This window comes from Verrucomicrobium sp. BvORR034, from assembly GCF_000739635.1.
Lineage (GTDB): Bacteria > Verrucomicrobiota > Verrucomicrobiia > Verrucomicrobiales > Verrucomicrobiaceae > Verrucomicrobium.
On the sequence record NZ_BATQ01000178.1, the window covers coordinates 1 to 19541 of the forward strand.

The 19541-nt window shown below is 60.7% G+C and carries 14 protein-coding genes; 6 read left to right on the forward strand and 8 right to left on the reverse strand.

The genetic code is table 11. The annotated features are described in order from the left end of the window. Positions 1 to 558: 558 nt before the first annotated feature. Complete coding sequence (locus tag BV034_RS31410; protein ID WP_050030898.1) at positions 559 to 4296, reverse strand: inverse autotransporter beta-barrel domain-containing protein; 3738 nt, start codon at positions 4294 to 4296, stop codon at positions 559 to 561. Between the two features lie 587 nt (positions 4297 to 4883). Here BV034_RS31410 and BV034_RS31415 point away from each other — a divergent pair. From BV034_RS31415 to BV034_RS31430, 4 genes are all read left to right on the forward strand, one after another. Further along, positions 4884 to 5627 (forward strand): hypothetical protein, encoded by a 744-nt coding sequence (locus BV034_RS31415; protein WP_265593681.1) that lies wholly within the window; start codon positions 4884 to 4886, stop codon positions 5625 to 5627. Beyond that, the gene (locus BV034_RS31420) at positions 5624 to 7621 is read left to right on the forward strand and encodes an alkaline phosphatase (RefSeq protein ID WP_050030900.1); all 1998 of its coding nucleotides are present in this window, start codon (positions 5624 to 5626) and stop codon (positions 7619 to 7621) included. The genes BV034_RS31415 and BV034_RS31420 overlap by 4 nt, the downstream gene beginning before the upstream one ends. 90 nt (positions 7622 to 7711) lie before the next feature. Beyond that, on the forward strand, positions 7712 to 10594 hold the full coding sequence (locus tag BV034_RS31425) for an inverse autotransporter beta-barrel domain-containing protein (RefSeq protein WP_050030901.1): 2883 nt from the start codon (positions 7712 to 7714) through the stop codon (positions 10592 to 10594). 123 nt (positions 10595 to 10717) lie between these two features. Further along, complete coding sequence (locus tag BV034_RS31430; RefSeq protein ID WP_050030902.1) at positions 10718 to 11101, forward strand: hotdog domain-containing protein; 384 nt, start codon at positions 10718 to 10720, stop codon at positions 11099 to 11101. 828 nt (positions 11102 to 11929) lie between these two features. Here BV034_RS31430 and BV034_RS31435 read toward each other — a convergent pair. The 6 genes from BV034_RS31435 to trpS form a co-directional block, all read right to left on the reverse strand. Further along, positions 11930 to 12367, reverse strand: coding sequence for an MGMT family protein (locus BV034_RS31435; RefSeq protein ID WP_050030903.1), 438 nt, complete (start codon positions 12365 to 12367; stop codon positions 11930 to 11932). Positions 12368 to 12448: 81 nt separating this feature from the next. Beyond that, positions 12449 to 12868 (reverse strand): hypothetical protein, encoded by a 420-nt coding sequence (locus tag BV034_RS31440; RefSeq protein WP_050030904.1) that lies wholly within the window; start codon positions 12866 to 12868, stop codon positions 12449 to 12451. A gap of 15 nt (positions 12869 to 12883) precedes the next feature. After that, complete coding sequence (locus BV034_RS31445) at positions 12884 to 13192, reverse strand: hypothetical protein (RefSeq protein ID WP_050030905.1); 309 nt, start codon at positions 13190 to 13192, stop codon at positions 12884 to 12886. Between the two features lie 59 nt (positions 13193 to 13251). After that, positions 13252 to 13872, reverse strand: coding sequence for an RNA polymerase sigma factor (locus BV034_RS31450; protein WP_050030906.1), 621 nt, complete (start codon positions 13870 to 13872; stop codon positions 13252 to 13254). A gap of 184 nt (positions 13873 to 14056) precedes the next feature. Continuing rightward, on the reverse strand, positions 14057 to 14299 hold the full coding sequence (locus BV034_RS31455; RefSeq protein ID WP_009965494.1) for a DNA-binding protein: 243 nt from the start codon (positions 14297 to 14299) through the stop codon (positions 14057 to 14059). Positions 14300 to 14416: 117 nt separating this feature from the next. Continuing rightward, the gene (gene trpS, locus BV034_RS31460; protein ID WP_050030907.1) at positions 14417 to 15382 is read right to left on the reverse strand and encodes a tryptophan--tRNA ligase; all 966 of its coding nucleotides are present in this window, start codon (positions 15380 to 15382) and stop codon (positions 14417 to 14419) included. A 273-nt stretch (positions 15383 to 15655) separates the two neighbouring features. Between trpS and BV034_RS31465 the strand changes: the two genes are divergently transcribed. Together BV034_RS31465 and BV034_RS31470 are read left to right on the forward strand one after the other, a co-directional pair. Beyond that, entirely contained in the window at positions 15656 to 17860 is a 2205-nt protein-coding gene (locus tag BV034_RS31465; RefSeq protein WP_050030908.1) for a hypothetical protein, read from the forward strand. Between the two features lie 89 nt (positions 17861 to 17949). After that, complete coding sequence (locus BV034_RS31470) at positions 17950 to 18993, forward strand: hypothetical protein (protein WP_050030909.1); 1044 nt, start codon at positions 17950 to 17952, stop codon at positions 18991 to 18993. 142 nt (positions 18994 to 19135) lie between these two features. Here BV034_RS31470 and BV034_RS31475 read toward each other — a convergent pair whose 3' ends face one another. Continuing rightward, a complete protein-coding gene (locus tag BV034_RS31475) occupies positions 19136 to 19447 on the reverse strand; it encodes a hypothetical protein (protein ID WP_050030910.1) in 312 nt (103 codons plus the stop codon). Positions 19448 to 19541: the final 94 nt, after the last annotated feature.

Below are 19541 nucleotides of genomic sequence, written 5' to 3' on the forward strand. Positions count from 1 at the left end.
AGCTGCCCAAGACCCGGTCGCACAATGGCTTTTGTAGCTCTATTCGTGAGAATGCGGACCCGACGTCCAGCGGCTGGCGAAGCGATGGTTTACTCGAGCGCTTCATTGGCTGATGCACCCACCGCGTTCTCACGAACGCGGCCACGAGCTGCCCAAGACCCGGTCGCACAATGGCTTTTGTAGCTGCATTCGTGAGAAGGGGGTGGCGACGTCCAACGGCAGGCTAAGCGATGGTTTGCTCGAACGCTCCATTGGCTGATGCTCCCACCGCGTTCCCACGAACACAGCCACGAGCTGCCCAAGACCCGGTCGCACAATGGCTTTTGTAGCTGCATTCGTGAGAATGCGATGGCGACGTCCAGCGGCTGGCTAAGCGATGGTTTACTCGAACGCTCCATTGGCTGATGCACCCACCGCGTTCTCACGAACGCAGCCACTAGCTGCCCATACGCGGTCGCACAGGGGTGAAGCCATCTCTCCTCGTCCCCTTCAACAAAAAGTGCCCCGTCCATTTTGGACGGGGCACTCGCAATCAGTCTCTAGTCAATCCAAACCGAATCAATCGATGTGGTAGCCGTTCAGACGGAAGTCGTAAGAGGGCGAACCCCAGATGTCGAGGCGGTCGTCGGAGTTGTACACACGGTTCGTGGAACCGAAGCCGAACACGCGCAGATCGCTGCCCCAGCCCTCGAACAACAGGATGCCGCGGTCGGAGTCACCGTAGATGCGGTTGTTGTTGAAGCGGTACACGTTCAGCTCGCCATCGTTCTTGGTGCGGAAGGTGATGCCTGTGCCATCGAAGTCGCCGGAGAGGCGGTTGTTCTGGACAAAAGCCTTCACCTCGGCGCGATCTTCGGCCTTGATGTAGATGCCATTGTCGAAGTCACCACTGAGGGTGTTGCCGTCGATGTTCACTTCCAGTTCCGAACGGTAGCCGGAGTCCGAGCCCACCACGAGAATGCCGTACTCGTCGAACTCGCCGCTCAGGCGGTTCTTCTTGATCGTGACATCCGCGTTGGAGCGGCCTTCCTTGTGCACCGCGATGCCAGCGTCATCGAAGTCGCCGGAAAGGGTGTTGTAGCCGATGAAGGCGTTGATCTCAGCATAGTCGTCGCTGTTGACTTCGATGCCGGTGTCAAACTTGCCAGCAAGCACGTTGCCAATCACCTTGGCGTTCAACTCGGAGCGGGACCAGGAGCTGTCTTCGCTCGTAAGGCGGATGCCCACTTCGTAGTTGTCACCAGGGATACGGTCGGACATGAGCCAGTTGTGGTAGATGCCCACTTCAAGCTCGGACCGGTCATGCTTGCGCACGTCGATGCCAGCGTCACCAAAGTAACCACGGAACACGTTGCCAGCGATCACAGCGTTAAGCTCGGATTCATCGTAGCTGTTCACGCCGATGCCATCGTTGCCGAAGTAGCCGGAGAAACGGTTGCCGATCACAGTCGCGATCAGTTCGGAATCGTTGCGCTCGCTGTCGCGGCTCACGAGATCCACACCACGGTTGTCGAAGTCACCCGAGAAGAGGTTCTGCTCGATGTTGATTTCCAATGTGGAGCGGTCGTTCTTCTCAGCGTAGACACCGGAGTTGTCGAACTCGCCGCTGAACACGTTGCGTTTGATGTCAGCCTGGAGCCAGGAGCCATCGGAGCTTTCCACTTCGATGCCGTTGCTGTCGAACTCGCCCACGAGGTAGTTGCCCTTGATGGTCGTCCAGAGATCGGCACCATCGGAGCTCTTCACCTCGATGCCAGCGTCATCAAAGTCACCACGAAGCACGTTGCCCTTCACGTAGGTGTACATGGAGGATCCATGGGAGGCGTCGAGTTCGATGCCGGAGTCGTCATAGTCACCACGAAGCACGTTGCCGACGATGCCAGCGAACAGGGAGGAGCCATGGAAGCTCTCCACCAGGATGCCGGAGTTGTCGAACTCACCACGCAGGGTGTTGCCCTTCACGAGAGCCCACAGGCCGGAGTTGTCGTCGTCGGAGCCGTAGCTCGCGAGGCGGATGCCTGCGTCATCGAAGTCCGAGCGGCGGCTGCCGATGAGGTTGTTCGTGATGATGGCGACAATTTTGGAGTCTTCCTCCTTCTCGATGTCGATACCGTAGTCGTAGTCGCCGTAAAAGCGGTTGGAGTCGATCTGCACCTTCACGAAGGAGTCGTCATCGCTGCTGACTTCCACGCCAGCGTCATCGAAGTCACCGGCAAAGAGGTTGCCAATGATGTTGGCGAACACCTTGGAGCGGTCGTCGGATTCGATGTCGATGCCGGCGTTGTCGTAGTCACCAAAGAAGCGGTTGTCTTCGATGTTGGCGATGATCTTGGAGCGGTGGGAGCTGGAGAGCTTCACACCGGCGTCGTCCACATCACCGGCGAAGGTGTTGCCGGCAACATTGAGGTCCAGCTTGGAGCGCCAGAAGCTGGCAGCATCCACACCGGCGTCGAAGTCACCGCTGAAGCGGTTGTCCACCACGTCAACGAGGAGGTTGGAGCGGCCATGGGTGTGAAGTTTCACACCGGTGTTCACGTCGTCGAACGTGTTGTTGCTGACGAGAGCCGAGGCTTCAATGCCACCCTTGGTCTCGATGACCACACCACGACGCATGTCGTCGAAGGTGTTGTCCTGCACGACGACCTTGGTCACGTTTTCAGCCTTGATGCCGTTGCCCCGATTCTGCCACCAGCCGGAGTCATAACCGTTGATGAAGGAGTAGCCCGTCACGCCGAAGAAACCGACGTTTTCTGCGCGGATGCCGCCATCCACCACAGGACGGCTGGTGTCACCACCGAAGGTGTAGCCGTTCAGGCCGAAGAGCGGGTTCGCGGAGCTGATGAAGTTGGTGCTGCCCACCAGTTTCACACTTTCCTCATAGTTGAGGCCGGTGTTGGCCTGGGTGTACACGTTCCACACGCGGCCCATGTTGTTGCTGTTGGTACCAGCAGCATAGGAACCTTCCGTGAGAGTGTCGAACGGACGTTCAGCCGTACCATTGGCACCTTCGCCAAGGGCGGAGCCCTCTTGGATGCCATTGCCCACGCTGCCGCCGTTGTTCACGAAGATGATGTCGTCCGTAAGGATCACCTGGCCCTGTTTCTGAGCCACCACGCGGGTCACACGCTGCACATTGGTGGAGGTGCTGACCTTCTTCTGTTCCACGGTGCTGGCCAGTTTGACGGCCGCGTTCTGGCGGTAAACGTTCTGCGCCATGCGCTCAGCCAGGTGACGGCGGCGGGACTTGAAGGAGTCGCCAATGCGGCCCCAGAAGCCCTTGCCATCGCCCAGATCACCCAATTCAAAGGGAACCTGAAGCTGCAGACCAGCCGTCCAGTCGCTGCCGGTAAGGCGGTCATCTTCATACCAGGTGCCGCTCAGCACCACGGCGGGCACTGGACGGACTTCGAGTCCGGCCTTCCAACCCTCAACATTGCCCGTGCCACCGGTCTGGGGGCCAAAGGGCTGGTTGTCGAAGCTGTAGTAGCCGCCGGTCACACGGACGTCCATGTACTTGTCCAGGCCGGGAATGAGGACGGCCAGCTCGGCGTCCCAACCTTCCATGCCTTCTTCATAACGACGGAACAGACGCTCGATCGTCGTTGTACGCGTCGTCGTCGTGCGCGTCGTGGCGAAGAGGGCATCCTGGGTGATGGTGTTGCCCGAGGCGTACGGATCATTGATCGGCGTCACGCTGTTGGCCGTGCTCGTACGGGAGCTCTGGCGGGTTTCCGTGGTGCGGAACTGCTCGGCGAGCTGCTTGTCAGACAGGGGGATGTAGTAGTTGCCTCGCACTTCCACATAGCGGGTGCCAAACTCAACGCCCACGCCAAGCTGCCAGAACTGGTTGTTGGCCTCCGTGTCCAGCATGTCCACGAAGAGGTTGCCGCCTACGAAGAAACCTTCCTCAAGGAAGCCAGCCTGGCGGCCGTCCTTGCTGGAAAGCGCCGAAACCGGCTGCGAACCAAACAGGTAGCGGTAGCCCAGGCCCAGGGAGGAGGCGATTTCACCACCCTCACCGTAGGAGACGTAGGGCTCCAGGAACAACACGCCGCCGCTCAGGGTGGCGTCGGCACCGAGGGTGCTCCAAACCGGCGCGAGGACGCTGAAGTTGCCCTCAACGTAAGCGTCGTTGACCTTGATCCCGGTGTTGACGGTTCCCAAATACATGGGGTGCGCCTCGGGAGCGACCACTTCCGGGGTTTTATCCTTGGTACCGCCAAACGAGGCGGCCACCGCGAATCCAGCTGCGCAAGCGGAGGCGCGTAATATCTGGTGAATGCTGCGTGTCATCATGAATGTCTTGTTTGCTTAGGCCTGCCAGTTCAATGGGAGGAAGTGTGCGGACCGGCGGTTCTAATTTCTATGGCAAACGCATGGATGCAAATAGTTGTTTCCATTAACAAAGAAAATACAGGGGTATTCCCTACCCCCTAAGATGTACGTAGTTTTATGCACACACGTTCATAACGCGGTTGAACGCTCCGCTTGAAGGATGGTCACACTTTCATGAAACCTTCAGTTTGCGGGAGTTGCAGACCGTTGGGGGGTCGCGGCGCCCGCTTCAAACTGTCAAGCTGAAGCAGGGCAGGTGCGGCGATTTGCCTCACTGTCGGACAAAAAAAGTTATTGTATCCAACCTGACACATTTGTCGCCATTTTGCGACAAATGGACAAAATCCCTAAATCCCTTCCGCTGAGGGGGGCTCAGCGGCTCTTTTTGCGACATTGATGTCAAGTCGAGAAGGAGGGCAGATTCGTTTCCGGGGCGATTTTGGCGGTCACATTCGCCTTCCAGTATCGTCACACGTCGTCCGTTGCCCGGGACCACGGGTGGAGCCACAGGTCGCGCCAGCGCCGGAGGACCGGTGCCCGCCCCCCTCATGAAAGCCAGCACCCTCCTCCTGGTCTGTCCTCTTCTCATGCTCGGTCTCTGCGGCTGGATGTCGCTGGGCCGGGATAGCGCGACTCCAGGCGGTACGCCATCACAGACTCCGCGCTCCCCATCGGCCGCAGCCCTGGCATCGGCGCCCCCACAGTCGCCACCCGCTCTAGACCCGACCGTGGCAGGGACCTATGAAACCCTGGCGTTCCAGGAACTCTTCGTCAGCCCAGTGGGTCCGCGTGGACTCGAGTACACCGCCAAGTCCCAGCGTCTGGCCGGGCAGAAGGTGAAAATGACCGGGCACATGGTGCGGCATTACCACGATGACCCACGTGTCTTCCTCTTTACCGCCACGCCCAATACGCATGACCAGCGGGAATACATGCTGGCGGACAGCCTGCCGGTGAGCCTGGTCCACGTCTTCCTGGAGGCGCGGCCTGGTCAGGCCCCCGACTGGCGGCCCCGGTCCATCACCGTGTACGGCACGCTGGAGACAGGCCCCCAGCAGGAGGTGGACGGTCGGGTCTCCCACGTACGGCTGCATGCCGAGCACGTGACGGAGGGAGCCACCACCAACCTCCTCGAACTGCGCCGCCCCATCGTCCTGCAGCGCAATCGCATGAAGGCCGGCCAGACCGCGGCCACCACAAACCCCGGCGGGCGCCAGCCACACTTGAGGCCCCGTACCGACACCCCTTTCCCCCAAAGCAAACCCACCCAAACGCCCTCATCCTCCTCATGACTCCCAAGTTCCTTCAAAAGATCACCCTTGCCGCCGGCGGGCTTCTCGCCTGTGCAGCGCCGGCCCTCCACGCCGCGCCGACCGTGACCCGTCTGAACCCACCGAGCCTGCTCTTCAGCTTCGGTGACGCCCAGCCGCCGTACATCTCCCGCTTCGCCCAGGGGCAGCGCTTTGACCTTCAGGCCACCGTGACTGCGGACGCCGGCCAGACGATCATCAGCGCCTCCTTCAAGGTGAACAACGTCACCGTGCCCGGCACTGTGACCGTAACTCCTACCGGCAACCCGAGCCAGTTCAGCGTGGTGCTGCGCGCCTATGCCGATGCCGTTCCGGGCGTGAAGACGCTTTCCGTGACCGCCAATCAGATCGGCGGAGCGACCGCCTCCGCCACTGGCAATTTTGAGATCGTGGCCACCACTCCCTCCGGTGGTGCCCGCAAGGCCAAGAACGTCATCCTCTTTATTGGAGACGGCACCGGCATCGCCCACCGCACCGCCGCCCGCATCGTCTCCAAAGGTGTGCAGATGGGCAAGGCGATCGAGCCCATGGCCATGGACAAGCTGCCCTACACGGGCATCGTGATGACCCCGTCCTTGAACTCCATCGTCACGGACTCCGCTCCCGGCGCAGCCTGCTACTCCACCGGCAACAAGTCCAACAACAACCAGGAAGGCGTCTTCCCGGATGACACGACGGACAAATGGGACAACCCGCGTGTGGAACACCTGGGCAGCTACCTGGCCCGTGTGCAGGGCAAAGCCCTTGGCATCGTGACCACGGCGGATGTAGAAGACGCCACTCCGGCCTCCTTCGGCGTGCACACCCAGGATCGTGGAGCTGGCACGGGCATCTGCGACATGTTCCTGGATGAAGCCGCCGCGAAATCCAACCTTCGCGTGCTCATGGGCGGCGGTCGCAAGTGGTTCCTCCCCAACGGCACCCCGGGCACCGCTCGCGTCGGCAACACCACCTCCACTGGCGCAGACTACATGCTGCCCCAGGAACTCGCCACCGGATGGGGCGTACCCGTAGGCCAGGCCGACGCAAGTCGTGACCTGATCGGGGCCTTCCAGTCCGCTGGATTCGCCTATGCTCCCGATGCCACCACTCTGGGCAGCATCCCCGGCAACACCACCAAGCTGCTGGGCCTCTTTAACAACGGCAACATGGACGTGGCTTTTGACAAGATCACCGAGCGCCGCGGCGGCGCCTCAGTGGGAACCATCACCGACTTCCCTGACCAGCCCATGCTGGACGAGATGACGGAGAAGGCCCTCCAGGTGCTCAATCAGAACACGAAGGGTTTCTTCCTCATGGTGGAAGCCGCTTCTGTGGACAAGCAGGCTCACAACATGGACAGCGAACGCTGGATCCTGGAGGCCATCGAGCTCGACCGCGCCATCGCCAAGGCCGTGGCCTTCCAGCAGGCCAATCCGGACACCCTCATTGTGGTGACCGCCGACCACGAGTGCGCCGGCATCAACATCATCGGTGCCAGCACGGTGACCAACGCCGAACTGGTGACCCGCTCCACGCAGAAGGGCCCGGATGGCGTCAATGGAGCCATCAACGGGGCCTCGGGCAACTCCACCGACGGCCAGGCCACCCTGCGTACCGGCGTTGTCGGCACCTATGACGCGGCCCGCTTCCCAGAATACCAGCTTGAGAATGACGGCTTCCCTACCACCATGGATGTGGACTACCGTGTGCTCATCGGTTACGCCGCCAACGGCGACCGCTTTGAAGACTGGCGCACCAACCCCAGCCCCAACGTGAGCCCAGCCATCCGGGACGTGGATGGCGACTTCTTCATCGCCGGCCAGGCCAGCGGCCCCGGAGCCTCCACCGCGGTGCACACCGCCTCCGACATCCCCCTCTCCGCAGGCGGCCGCGGCTCCAGCATCTTCACGGGTGTCATGGATAACACGGACGTGTTCTTCAAGATGGTCCAGGCGGCCATCGCGGGGGTGAAACTCACCTCCCTGGAAGACTAATCCATCTCCTGGCGCAGGGATCCCAAGGCGGTCCCTGCGCCTTTTTTCCGACCGGATATTTCCTCCATCCCCATTCCTGTCCCTCTCAAAATGAAGACTCCCATTTTCAAACCTCTGCCGCAGTTCGCCGCTGGCGTGCTTCTTACCACGGCCCTGGCCCCCGCCCTGCTGGCGGGCGAACCGGCCACCGCGCCAGACAAGAACCCCAAGGCCGTTACCATTCAGGACCAGTGGAGCCTCCCTGGCATCCTGGGCGGCGGCGTCAAAACCACCGGTGACTACACCGATGGCAATCTCTTCCTCGTGGTGCCGCTCTACAGCAGCCTGGGCCACGACAACATTCTGGGCGGCGACGTCCTCTATATTCAGCCCTACTCCTCCTGGGGCGAGGGCGGCGAGGTGGCCGCGAGCCTCGGCCTCGGCTGGCGTCACCTTTTCAATGACCAGCCCGTGACCGCCATCACCCGTCACGATGGGCACCAGGCCGGGTTCCTGGAGGAAGGCGCGTTTATTGGCGCGAACCTCTTCATCGACATGCTCGATACCGAGGCCAACAACCAGTTCTGGCAGCTCGGGTTCGGCATGGAGGCAGGCACCCGCTACATCGAGGCCCGTGCCAACTACTACCTCCCCCTCTCCGACCGCCAGCTCGCCGAGGAGTTCCGCACCCGGGAATCCTTCCAGAACAGCCGCAACAGCACGAGCAACAGCGTCACCCCGGTGAACGACCCGTTTGCCACGGGCAACTCCATCCAACAGGACGCTCTCTTCGCCACCCGCCAGACCACCACGACGACCACCACCACCATCGAGCGGCTCTTCCAGCGCTTTGAAGATGGCATGGAAGGTTGGGACGCGGAGGTCGCCGTGCTGGTTCCCGGTCTGGACCGCTACTTCGACCTCAAGGTGATCGGTGGCTACTACAGCTTCGACAACCAGCCCTTTGGCCCGCAGACCGGCGGCACGGGCAATGTCGAAGGCTGGAAGGTGGGCGCCGAGTTGCGCCCCGTGCCCGCCATCGTGCTCAATGCCACCTGGTATGAAGACGAACGTTTCGTGGGAGATGACTGGCTCTTCGGCTTCCGCATGGAAGTGCCCTTTGAAATGGGCGACCTGGGGGATGGCAAAGGCTTCTGGAGCCGCATCGGTGATGCCTTCCGTCCCCGCCGCCGCCACCTGGCCGAGCGCATGGCTGAGCCGGTGCACCGCCAGAACGCCGCGATCAAGGTCGCGAGCGAGACAGAGAAGGCTGAGGAGAACGTCAGCACCCAGGTGAAGCGCGTGACTCGCGTTGTTTCCCAAAGCTCCCGCCGCCTCGTGCTCGCGGATGACATCGTGTTTGTGAACAACGGCAGCGCCACCGCCAACGGCATCCAGGCCGGCAGCAACACTGGTGACGGCACGGCGGAGAAGCCCGTGGACACCATCCAGGGCGGGGCCAACGTGGCCCAGACCAAGAGCAACACCAGCTCTCGCGTGTGGAACGTGTACACTCAGGGCACGGCAGCAGGTTATGCGGAGAGCGTTGAGGCCACCTCCGGCAGTGTGAACTTCATCGGCAGCGGCAAGCTGATCCAGGGCGTGGGCAGTACCACGTTTGGCACTGGCCCCGCCCCTCTCGTTACGGGCGGCTTCTACGCCACCAACATCGGGTTCTTCGGCCTCAATGGTTACGAAGTCACTGGCGGCTTCCAGTCCCAGATCGAGAACATGAACGGCGTACGCCTCTATAACGTGAGCCAATTCGTGATCGACAGCAACCACATCCACGACGTGGAAGTGGACGCCATCAACATTGAGACCGACGCCGACGTCGTCTCGGTGGGTGACATCACCAACAACACGATTGAGAACGCAGGCAACTTCGGTCTGCACCTCGACTCCTACGGAACTTCCTGGTTGGACATCATGGTCGCTGGCAATGCGTTCACCGGTTCCGTCTCTGACCATGTGAATGCCACCAGCCACGACAACTCCACGTTCGACCTTCTTGTTGAGGAGAACACCTTCGCCAGCGGTCAGGCCAACGCCCTCAGCATTGGCTCGGCAGACCTCGCCGAGTTCTACTTCACCGGTGGCGCGAACACCATTGATGGTGGCGTGGATGGCTACTTCTTCATCGCAGACGCCGGCTCCTTCATGGACGCCGCCGTCTTCGGCGACAGCATCTCCAACGTTAGCGATGATGGCGTCGAGGCGCAGTCCAACTCCACCGACGACACCGAGTTCGCCACGCTCTGGCTGACGCTGGAAGGCAACACCTTCAACGGTGCCGGAAACAACTACGTGGAGACCAATGCCTACGGCTTCTCCGTCATGGACTTTGAGGCCACGGCCAACCAGTTCAACAGCGCGACCGGCGATGCGATCCGGGTGACTGCGGATGGCCAGTCTGACGTGACCTTCACGGCCGATGGAAACATCATCCGTGATCAACTCGGCAGCGGCATCCATGTGGTGCACACCACCGCCGCCAACATGGATGCCACGATCATCAACAACGTGATCAGCAACAGCGCCCAGAACGGTATCCAGATCGAGAGCAGCAGCATCTACTTCGGCGTGGGCCCCATCCCCACCCTGAACGTGACCATCACGGGCAACCAGATCAACGGAACCCTCGGCGGTTCCGCTCTGCTGCTGAGCACAACTGATGCGGGCAACATCCAGGGCACCATCAGCAACAACACCATTCAAAACGCCGCCTCCCATGGGGTGGAAGTGCTGGTGGACAACTTCACTGAAGGCACTGGAGTGAACGTCCTGTTCGACTCGAACGTCATTCGCAACAGCTTCAACGACGGCATCAACCTCACGAACAACAGTGACGGTGCGCTGAACCTGAGCGGCAGCCTGAACAACACCGTGACCGGTTCTGGAGACAACACCCTCCGCTCCACCGGCACGCTGACCACGCCATCCGGCATCCTGTTCATCAACGGGAGCCAGGTGAACCTGCCGGACAGCTTCTGATCGCAACGGCGGTCAGTTTGAGATTCCGCCCAAACGGAAATACGAAACCACTGCGCCCCCGGGAGGCTCTGCCTTCCCCGGGGGCGCTTCATTTTGTCATCGCCAAGAGGAGCTGGGCAGAGGATGATGTTCGTCATGACGGCCGGACGAATCTTCACCAAACACTTTGTGGTGCGCCCCCAGGACCTGAACCACGCCGGCACCGCCTTTGGCGGCACCATGATGGCCCATGCCGATGAACTCGCCTTCATCGCCGCCACCCTGACTTACCCCGGCTGCACCTTCGTCACCAAGGTATTCAGAGAGTTTAATTTCATCCACGGCGCGGTGGAGGGCGACATCGTCCAGATCGAAGCCGAAGTGCTGCAGAAGGGCCGGAGTTCTGTCAGGGTTGGCGTGAAGGCCAGTCATGCCATCACCCACCGCGAGTTGTTTCAAACCGAGGCCGTGCTGGTGAACGCGCGTGGCGGGAAGAGTGTGGCGATTCCGGAGGGGGAATTAAAGTAGTGGCGGGCTTTAGCCTGCCTTTGTTCGGTTCAGCGGAAGCAAAACGTCCTACGATTGACCAAGGAGCGGCGGTTTGTGTTGCACAACCGCCGATGGAGAACGGAGCGATCGGCAAACCATTGCGATACTGCGCCCAACTGGCCATCAAGCCCATCGGGAAATGGATGTCTGGGGTGTTTGATTCTGTCGCCTCGCGGCCATGGAGCAACCCTTGGACACTCGGTAGCACTCCACGGGAAACATTGCATACCGGGAACTTAGTGCCTCCTCACGTCGACAATTACGACCGGTGTGGTCAGCTTCACGACAGGAGGTATAGCCACAGACCCTCTGTGTCCGCATCCACCCCGATGGCTCACGCCTCAACTCTCACCCACTGGTGTTTGATCACCCACCATCCAGCGCCCCTGTAGTTGTCGACGTGAGGAGGCACTCGCTGAAGCGCCTGCAAGCTTCGCCTTCTCGCCGACGTCACCAAGTTTCGACAGTCCCCTGGCCCTTCACGCGCACGACGAGGGAACATGCCATTGCCCAAAATCACTGCCCTGCTTTTGATCGGCTATCGACGCTGTAGGGCAAGCGCCCCGCTTGCCGTGAACGGCTCCTGATGCAACATTCGGAGAGAAAACGAGGTCTACTTCACGTCAAGAGACACACGACTGAGCGGGGCAGGGAACCCCCGCCTCCTTTATTGCAGGAAGGGCGTGCGAAAGGAGGTTTGGAAGCACGTCGCTTTGGCGGCCAGGCCGTCCCGCATGCGGGACGGAACTCCAACAATCCCCACTCCGCCAATGCAATAGATACCTCGAACCCCCGCTGACGCACCACCTAATCCCGCACTTCGCTCCACCGGATGTTCCGCCTCACGCCCACCACATGGAAGTGATCATCCGAGTTCTGAATGTAACCCTGGGCATCGATGGTCATGCCTTCTGCCACAAGGCGGCTGCGCTGCACATTGGACAATTCCGTCTCCATGTTCTGACTGATCCGAGCGTCGGCACTCACCACCCGATGCCAGGGCAGCACGGCGGACTCTTCTTCCGTCAGATGACTCATCACGGTGGCCACGTGTCTCGCCACCACATTCATGTGCACCGCGATGCTGCCGTAGGTGGTGAACTTCCCTGCCGGAATCAATGCCACCAGACGAATGACCTCCGCCCGGATCCGCGTAAACGCCGCGGACCGCGCCTTGGGTTTAGGCTTGGCCTTTTTCTTCGCGGGTTTGGATTCGGTATTGGGCTTGTCCTGACGTTTCGGCATGTGTGTTGGGCAAGACTTTGCCGCATTACCACCCGCTCTGACAACCCTTATCCCTTACCCCTCTTCCCTTCTCCCTCTCCCCTACGGTACCGTCGCAGGCCCAAGCTTTTCCTTCCGGCCTGAAAGTTCCTTCCAGCGCCGATAGGTGTCCTGCTTGATCTTGTCGAACTCCGCGTTCTGCTCTGGGGTGAGGTGCTTGGCGATGTCGCTGTGCGTCACCTCGAGTTCGAGGAGGATGTTCTCCACCGCGTCGGCCACGATGCCATGGAAGCGCTCGCCGGTTTTGTCGAGAATGGGGCGGATCTCCTGCCGCTGCTCCGGAGTGAGCTTGAGCCGGCGTTGGAATTCGGCCATGCGAGCGTCACCCCAACGCTTCAGGGCAGAGCGCTCGGTCAGCGCCTTTTTCACCCCTTGGAGTGTGACCACAACACCGGACAGCGCACCGGCCCCAAAGATGGCGGTCATGCCGAGCACGAGTTTCCAGTGGCGGAGGAGTTTCATGGATGAAGCGGCAAATTAAGGAGCGGCAAACGTGTTCATGAAAGTACCCGCCAGGGCCGTGTCGCCGTTCCAAAGACCCAGGAGGAGGTCGTAGTTCAAAGCCACGGCAGCGAAGGTAATGGCCATGGCGATGACGGCCCCGCGCCAGGCAAAGGTCTCCCGTGTGCGCCAGATGCCCGCCTCCAGTTCCGCCATGCCGGCCTGCCAGCCCGCCACCACGCGGGTGGCAAAGCCGTACGGCAGGGTCTCGTCCGCCGCCGGGGCCTGGGCCGCATGGCGGGCCAGCCGTGACCAAGGCGATGAGTTGCGAGGGGAGTCGTTCATAAAGTCTCTGTGTCTCTATTCTATATGGCGAATATCAATCTCAAGATCTGCGGGAGTTGTCAGACCACAGCCTTCTGTTGCCGGAGTTGGGGGGTGGATTCAAGTGCTTCCATGGCTTTGCGCAGCTTCCGTCGCGCACGAAAGGCTCGAACCTTCACAAGGGTGGCGCTCCACCCCGTGACGGCCTGCACCTCGGCCACTGACCGGCCTTCCATGTCTATCATGGTGAGCACCAGCCGATCCGCTGGCTTCAACGTTTCCAAAAGCTTATGCGCCAGCTCTCGTGCACTCACGGCGTCTCCTGAGCTGGCCTGGGAGTGGTCCTGCAAGACCTGATCCAGCACCTCCACCTCCTGCTCGCTGAGATCGGCCCAACGCAATTCCGGCCGGCGCTTCTGATGGCGCAACGCATCCAGGCACGTGGTGACCGCCACTCGCGAAACCCAGTGCTCAAAAGGCATGGGTCCGCGCCATTGATCGATGCGGGCGAAGACCTTCATGAATACCTCCTGCGTGAGATCCTCCTCAGCGACGCGACGCGGCAAATGCCCGCGCACAATCCGAACCACTGCGGGATAGAGCAGTTCCACCATGGTGCGGGCCGCCGCCTCATCGCGATCATCCCGCACCCGTGCCACCAATGGGGCAAAATCGGGCGGAGTGTCACGAGCGGCAGGCATGGATGAACATGGGGCACGACCCATGAGACGCCGCCGTCAGGTCGCCGGTTACGTTTCTCTGCGCGAACTCGCTGGGCCCTGCCATCAAGATCCTCGCCACCGCAGCCAGAGTGATTGCCTCACCCCAGCCTTCCCTCGCTGCCACCCACCTCCCCGCACCCAAGAAAATGGGCCAGGGAAGAGCCTACTCCATTTCACGGGCGACCTGCAGCGTGCGCTGCAAGGCATCCAGAAACTCCTCGGCGTTCTCCATGGGCAGCATGATGGTATCGCGACGCCCTCGGACGTCCTCGGTGATCTTGATGAACCGACCCCGGTCGTTCTCCTTCAGGTCCAGGAAAAAGATTTTCCTTTCGCCGACGATTTTTTCACTGTGCAGCGGCGGAGCTCCGCGCTGCGGTTCTTCACCATAACCATACATGCTCATGCCTGTCCTCCATAACTGCGAAATTCTTTCGTAATCAAAGAATTCGCTTATTTCGGCGAGTCTAGTGGGGCGCTCCCCAGTTTGTCCAACAAATTCGCATGGGCGCGACGCAGGCTCTCAGCCGAGTCCGACGGCGTGACGCACGCGATCCAGAGTGCGGCGGGCAACGACGCGCGCCTTGGTAGCCCCTGCCTGCAGCACATCATCCACATAGCCCGGCTGCGCCACAATCTGTGCACGACGTTCACGCGCCTCGGCGAAGAAGTCCCAGATCTTCTGGAATAACTGCTTCTTATAGTCGCCATAGCCGCGGCCGCCCTTCTTGAAATCCTCCACCAGCGCATCGTACTCTTCGTTCGTGGCCACCAGCTTGTAGAGCTTCAGGATGGAGCTGTCTTCCGTGGGCTTGGGGGCCTCCACGGGTGTGGCATCGGTGACAATGCGCTTCACTTTCTTGAGCAGCACTTTTTCGTCCTCGAAGAGGCCGATGGTGTTGTCATAGCTCTTGCTCATCTTCCGGCCATCCAGACCGGCCACCACAGCGGTGTCCTCCTGGATCAACGCCTCCGGGACTTTCAGCGTCCCTTCACCATAGGCGAGATTGATCTTGGTGGCGATGTCGCGGGTCACTTCCAGATGCTGCTTCTGGTCCTTGCCTACAGGCACGCGATCACTGTCATAGATGAGGATGTCCGCTGCCATCAGCACCGGGTAGGCGAAAAGACCGTGATTCGGCGTGAATCCATTGGCCACCTTGTCTTTGTAGCTGTGACAGTTCTCCAGCATGGGCATGGGCGTCACCGTGCTCAAAATCCACGCCAGCTCCGTGTGCTCTGGCATGTCACTCTGGCGGAAAAAGACCGCTTTTTCAGGATCCAAGCCACAGGCCAGGAAGTCGATGGCGAGATTGCGCACGTTTTCCCGCAGCGCCTTCGCGTCCTGAATGCTGGTGAGGGAATGATAGTCCGCAATGAAGTAGTAGGCCTCCCCTTCGTACTGCAGTTGCAACGAGGGCTGCATCATGCCGAAGTAGTTGCCGAGGTGGAGCCGCCCGGTGGGCTGGAGGCCGGAGAGGATACGCATGGGATGGCGAAAGTGCTTGCGGACGAGGCAAAGTCAACCTACGGAAAACTCCGTAATGATGATCGCCCGCCAGCTCTGTGGCAGCACCATTCTCCCGGGGTCTTGCACTCCCCCGTGATACGGTGACATTGCCCCATTCTGCCTGCAGCCCCGACTACGATCAGGCGCTGCGGCGGGTCTGTCTGCCGGTCAGACGACCTTTTTACCACGCTGAGCGCTCTCGACGCCGATACCCTGGCGAGACCGCCCCAATACATCGCCCCTCTTTTTAAAGTGCTGTTTATCCCCTGCTCCCTCCCGCTCCGCCGTTGCGTCCTCGCGGCCTGCACCCTGCCTGTACTCCTGCTCGCCTCCTGCAAAGACGAGGACAAAGGCAGCAAAGGCAAACCGGGCCAGATCAAGCTCAAGGAACTGGATAGCCCCAAAGACGAGCTGTCCAAAGAAGTGGAGGCCTTCACCGGCAATCACACCCGCATCGTCTGGACCCAGGCCCGCAAAAAAGGAGCGTCCGACACCTTCGCCGTCTCTGAGGACCTCGTCCTCGTGGGCATCGACACTCGCAACGGTCTGGGCATCCGCGAAATCCTGGAGAAGCCGGGTAACTACTCCCGTCCGCTCATCAGCACAGATGGGAAGACCATTCTCTTCACAGACAAGAACACCGTACGCAAGGGCGGGAAGAAGCACTACAAGCCTTACATCTACAAGACGGACTGGCGGGGCACCAAGCCCGTGCGTGTGCTGGATGGCTATGCCACCCAGTGCTGGCGGGATCCCAAAACAGGGATTGAGTGGGTGTATGCCGTGAGAAATCTCCGCGCCACCAAGTGGCTGTCCCTGGAGGCTCAGCGACTGGTGCGCTTCCAGATAGAGGACCCCACCAAGGAAGAGCTTATCTACGACGACAGCTACATCACGCCGGACAACATTCAGTTCTCCCGCGATGGCACCCGGGCCAGCGCCCTCTTCCCCTGGCCGAACGCCGGCGTCCTGGTGCAGGAGAACGGTCAGTGGCAGGCCAAGAAGCTGCTCAACGGCTGTTGGACGGCTTATGCACCAGACAACAGCGGCCTGAGCTGGGTCTTCGATGGCGAGCACAAGAGCGTGACCATGTACGCAGATGACGGTGCCAAGTCGTGGTCCTTGAAGTTCAACGACGCCCCCGGCGTGAAGGGTCGGGAGATGTACCACCCCCGCTGGACGAACCACGCGCGTTTTATCACGCTCACCGGCCCCTACTCCAAGGAGAAGAACTCCTCTGGAAACGTCATCAACAAAGGAGGCGGCACGGCAGAGATCTACCTGGGGAAACTCACCCCGCAGGCCGACAAAGTGGAGTCGTGGCTCCGCGTCACCAAAGACAAGCAAGGGGATGCGTACCCGGAAGTATGGATCGCTGGTGCAGGAGAAGCCGCCCTGGCGGGATACCAGATCGGCAGCGGTGCCCGCTCCGCTGCTACTGCAGGCAATTGGCCTGTGGAAAACAGCGGTCTGCTCCTGGTCTGGAGGGACCGCGAAGCGCTCAACACCTTCCGCGACCGCTCAGGGCAGAAGCTGGAAGCCCGGCTGGACAGCCAGGGCGCTGCCCGCTTTGGCCGTTGTAATGAGATGCTCCTAGATGGTGGCAGTTTTGTCATGGAGGAGGAGGCCGCCGCACCAGCCATCGCGCACTTTCGAGATCACGCCCCGGCCAGTTTCGAAGCAATCGTTCTGCCAGCTGCTTTTGAGGCGACGAGCGGTAGTGCAAGTGAGCCCCCCGCAGACCAAGGCGCTCAGGTGTTCCGCGCGCCCGGGATGAATCTCCAACTGCGCAATGGACAGCTCACTGTCTCCAAAGTCGCTGGTGAGGCTTGGAAATCCGCCCAACCCCTTCCCACCAAACCCTTCCACCTGATGGTGACACGCTCGGAGGCGGGTTTCACACTGTATGTCGATGGCCAGTCCGTGGAGCTTCAACCGTCTCCTGCCGACGCCGTTCCCGCACCAAGTGATTCCATCACCTTTGGCGGCGGCTGGCAGGGTGGCCTTTTGCAAGTGGCCCTGCATGACCATGCTCTGGCCGCAGACCAAGCCGCGGCGCATGGCGCCAGTGCCCAGGTGCGCATCAACAGCCTGCCAGCCACCCCGCCTCGCGTGCGGGTGAAAGCCCGCTTGGTGGAGACTTCCGCCATGCCCACTGCAGAGGGCATCGAGCCCTACACCAGCGCCCTGGTTGCCTACGTGTATGAAGTGCAGGAGGTCCTGGAAGGCGACTTCCCCACCACGGAGAAACGGCTGCTCGTGAAGCACTGGGGCATGCTGGGTCGTGAACCGGTGCAGGGCTTTCCCCGTACCGAAGACCAGACCTACGAACTCGTGGTGGAACGGCAGTCCGCTCACGGTCACCTGAATGGTGAGCGAGTGATGGACGATACGACAGCCTTCGACCTTGAGTCGTGGTTTGACGTGTCCTCACCCAAGGTGACATCTGCCAAATAGGGGCAACCCCGCGCTTTCTTCATTCGAAAGATGAAGACACGTTCATTTTTCCCGTTAATTCATCTCCTGCTCTTTTGTGTAATTGCTGCATGAAACTCCGCCTCACCTCCTCCACGCTTGCCCTTCTCTGCGCTGCCCTGCTTGCCCCCACTGGCACCCAGGCTGAAGACTTCACCACGGTCGTGAAAGGGGCTCTCGCCGCCTCGGCCCCCACCGATCTGTCCGTCCCCGGCAAGGGCGACAGCAACTGGTTTTTCTTGCGCCGTGAACTGGAGCACTTGCAGCACGGAGATCTGGCTGCCGCTGACCTCGCCAAAGCCAACAAGGAAGGCACGGACCCGGTGCCGGTCATTGCCAAATACGCCAAGGAACTGAAGGCGCTCGGTGTGGAGCTTCTGGTGGTCCCGGTACCCGCCAAGGCCTCGATCTATCCCGAGAAGCTCGATGCCAAGGTCGATGCCGCCAGCGTGCCCGCCCTGGCCCCTTTCCTTGCCAAGCTGAAGGCAGAAGGAGTGGAGGCCCTCGATCTGGAAGCGGAGTTCAAGAAAGTCCGCACCGCTGAGCCTGCCAATCAACTCTACTGCGCCACGGATTCGCACTGGTCTCCTGCGGCCTGCCAGTTGGTGGCCAACCTCGTTGCGGCCAAGTACAAAGCGCTGCCGGAAGTGACCGCCGCCAAGGTGGCTGGCCTCACCACCCTGCCTGCTGAAACCCGTGAGTATCACGGCGACCTCCTGACGGACGCCCAGAAGGGTTCTGTAGCCAAAGAAAAACTCCCCATCTCCCGGGCCGGCCTGGGCGCAGGTAGCAGCGTGACCACCGTGGAAAGCAGCCCCGCCAGCCCCATCGTGGTGCTGGGAGACAGCCATCTGCAGGTCTTCCGCAAAGGCGGCAACATGCTGGACACCCAGGGCGGTTTTGTGGATCACCTCCAAGTCGCCCTTGGCACGCCGGTGCAGGAGTTCACCATGCAGGCCGGGGGTGCCGATGGCCCGCGCGTGGAAATCGCCCGCACCACGGCCAAAAACCCGGACTTCTGGTCCAAGAAGAAAGTCGCCATCTGGGTCTTCACCGCCCGCGAGTTCACGCAGGGCAAGTGGCGCGAGATTCCGGCGCAGGTGAAGAAAAAGTAGCCAGTAAAAAGTGAAAAGTAGCGGTGAGAGTGGCCTCTGGGGCTGCTTCACCGCTTTTTTGTGGATTCAGACCGCCGCATACCCTTCGATGAAAGGCTGGCCCCAGAGGGACGGCAAACCGGCCCGCTGCAAACTGAAACTTTTACTGCTGCATCGCAGCAAGCACTTCATTCGTGATGTTCTTCCCACCGCTGAAGTTGGTGATGAGGCTGCCGATGGAATAGATGGGTCCCCAAGGGATGCCCCACCAGCCGAAGAGGAACGTCAGGGCGGAAAAAGCCAGACCTTTGGCCACGGCGCTCTGTCCTCCTTTGAGAAAATAGATGTCGCTGGACCTTTTGAAGGTCATGATCAGCACGGAGAAAGTGTATTCGTAAATCACAAACCGGCCGCCCCGGTCCAGTTCATGTCCCAACTCCTGGCCGGTCATGGATTCAATTCCGATGATTTTCATGCTGGAAATCTACGAGAAAAGAATCATCCAAAACAAGCCGATTTACCGTTACCTGCAAAAACTACGGGAGTGAAATCAAATTCCCGGCTTAGGA

What these genes read in the sequence shown, in the direction of transcription:
- BV034_RS31440 (WP_050030904.1), bottom strand. Translation starts at nt 12,868, where the DNA reads ATGAAACTCCTCCGCCACTGGAAACTCGTGCTCGGCATGACCGCCATC.
- BV034_RS31445 (WP_050030905.1), bottom strand. Translation starts at nt 13,192, where the DNA reads ATGAACGACTCCCCTCGCAACTCATCGCCTTGGTCACGGCTGGCCCGC.
- BV034_RS31425 (WP_050030901.1), top strand. Translation starts at nt 7,712, where the DNA reads ATGAAGACTCCCATTTTCAAACCTCTGCCGCAGTTCGCCGCTGGCGTG.
- BV034_RS31410 (WP_050030898.1), bottom strand. Translation starts at nt 4,296, where the DNA reads ATGATGACACGCAGCATTCACCAGATATTACGCGCCTCCGCTTGCGCA.
- BV034_RS31450 (WP_050030906.1), bottom strand. Translation starts at nt 13,872, where the DNA reads ATGCCTGCCGCTCGTGACACTCCGCCCGATTTTGCCCCATTGGTGGCA.
- BV034_RS31435 (WP_050030903.1), bottom strand. Translation starts at nt 12,367, where the DNA reads ATGCCGAAACGTCAGGACAAGCCCAATACCGAATCCAAACCCGCGAAG.
- trpS (WP_050030907.1), bottom strand. Translation starts at nt 15,382, where the DNA reads ATGCGTATCCTCTCCGGCCTCCAGCCCACCGGGCGGCTCCACCTCGGC.
- BV034_RS31455 (WP_009965494.1), bottom strand. Translation starts at nt 14,299, where the DNA reads ATGAGCATGTATGGTTATGGTGAAGAACCGCAGCGCGGAGCTCCGCCG.
- BV034_RS31415 (WP_265593681.1), top strand. Translation starts at nt 4,884, where the DNA reads ATGAAAGCCAGCACCCTCCTCCTGGTCTGTCCTCTTCTCATGCTCGGT.
- BV034_RS31420 (WP_050030900.1), top strand. Translation starts at nt 5,624, where the DNA reads ATGACTCCCAAGTTCCTTCAAAAGATCACCCTTGCCGCCGGCGGGCTT.
- BV034_RS31475 (WP_050030910.1), bottom strand. Translation starts at nt 19,447, where the DNA reads ATGAAAATCATCGGAATTGAATCCATGACCGGCCAGGAGTTGGGACAT.
- BV034_RS31470 (WP_050030909.1), top strand. Translation starts at nt 17,950, where the DNA reads ATGAAACTCCGCCTCACCTCCTCCACGCTTGCCCTTCTCTGCGCTGCC.
- BV034_RS31430 (WP_050030902.1), top strand. Translation starts at nt 10,718, where the DNA reads ATGATGTTCGTCATGACGGCCGGACGAATCTTCACCAAACACTTTGTG.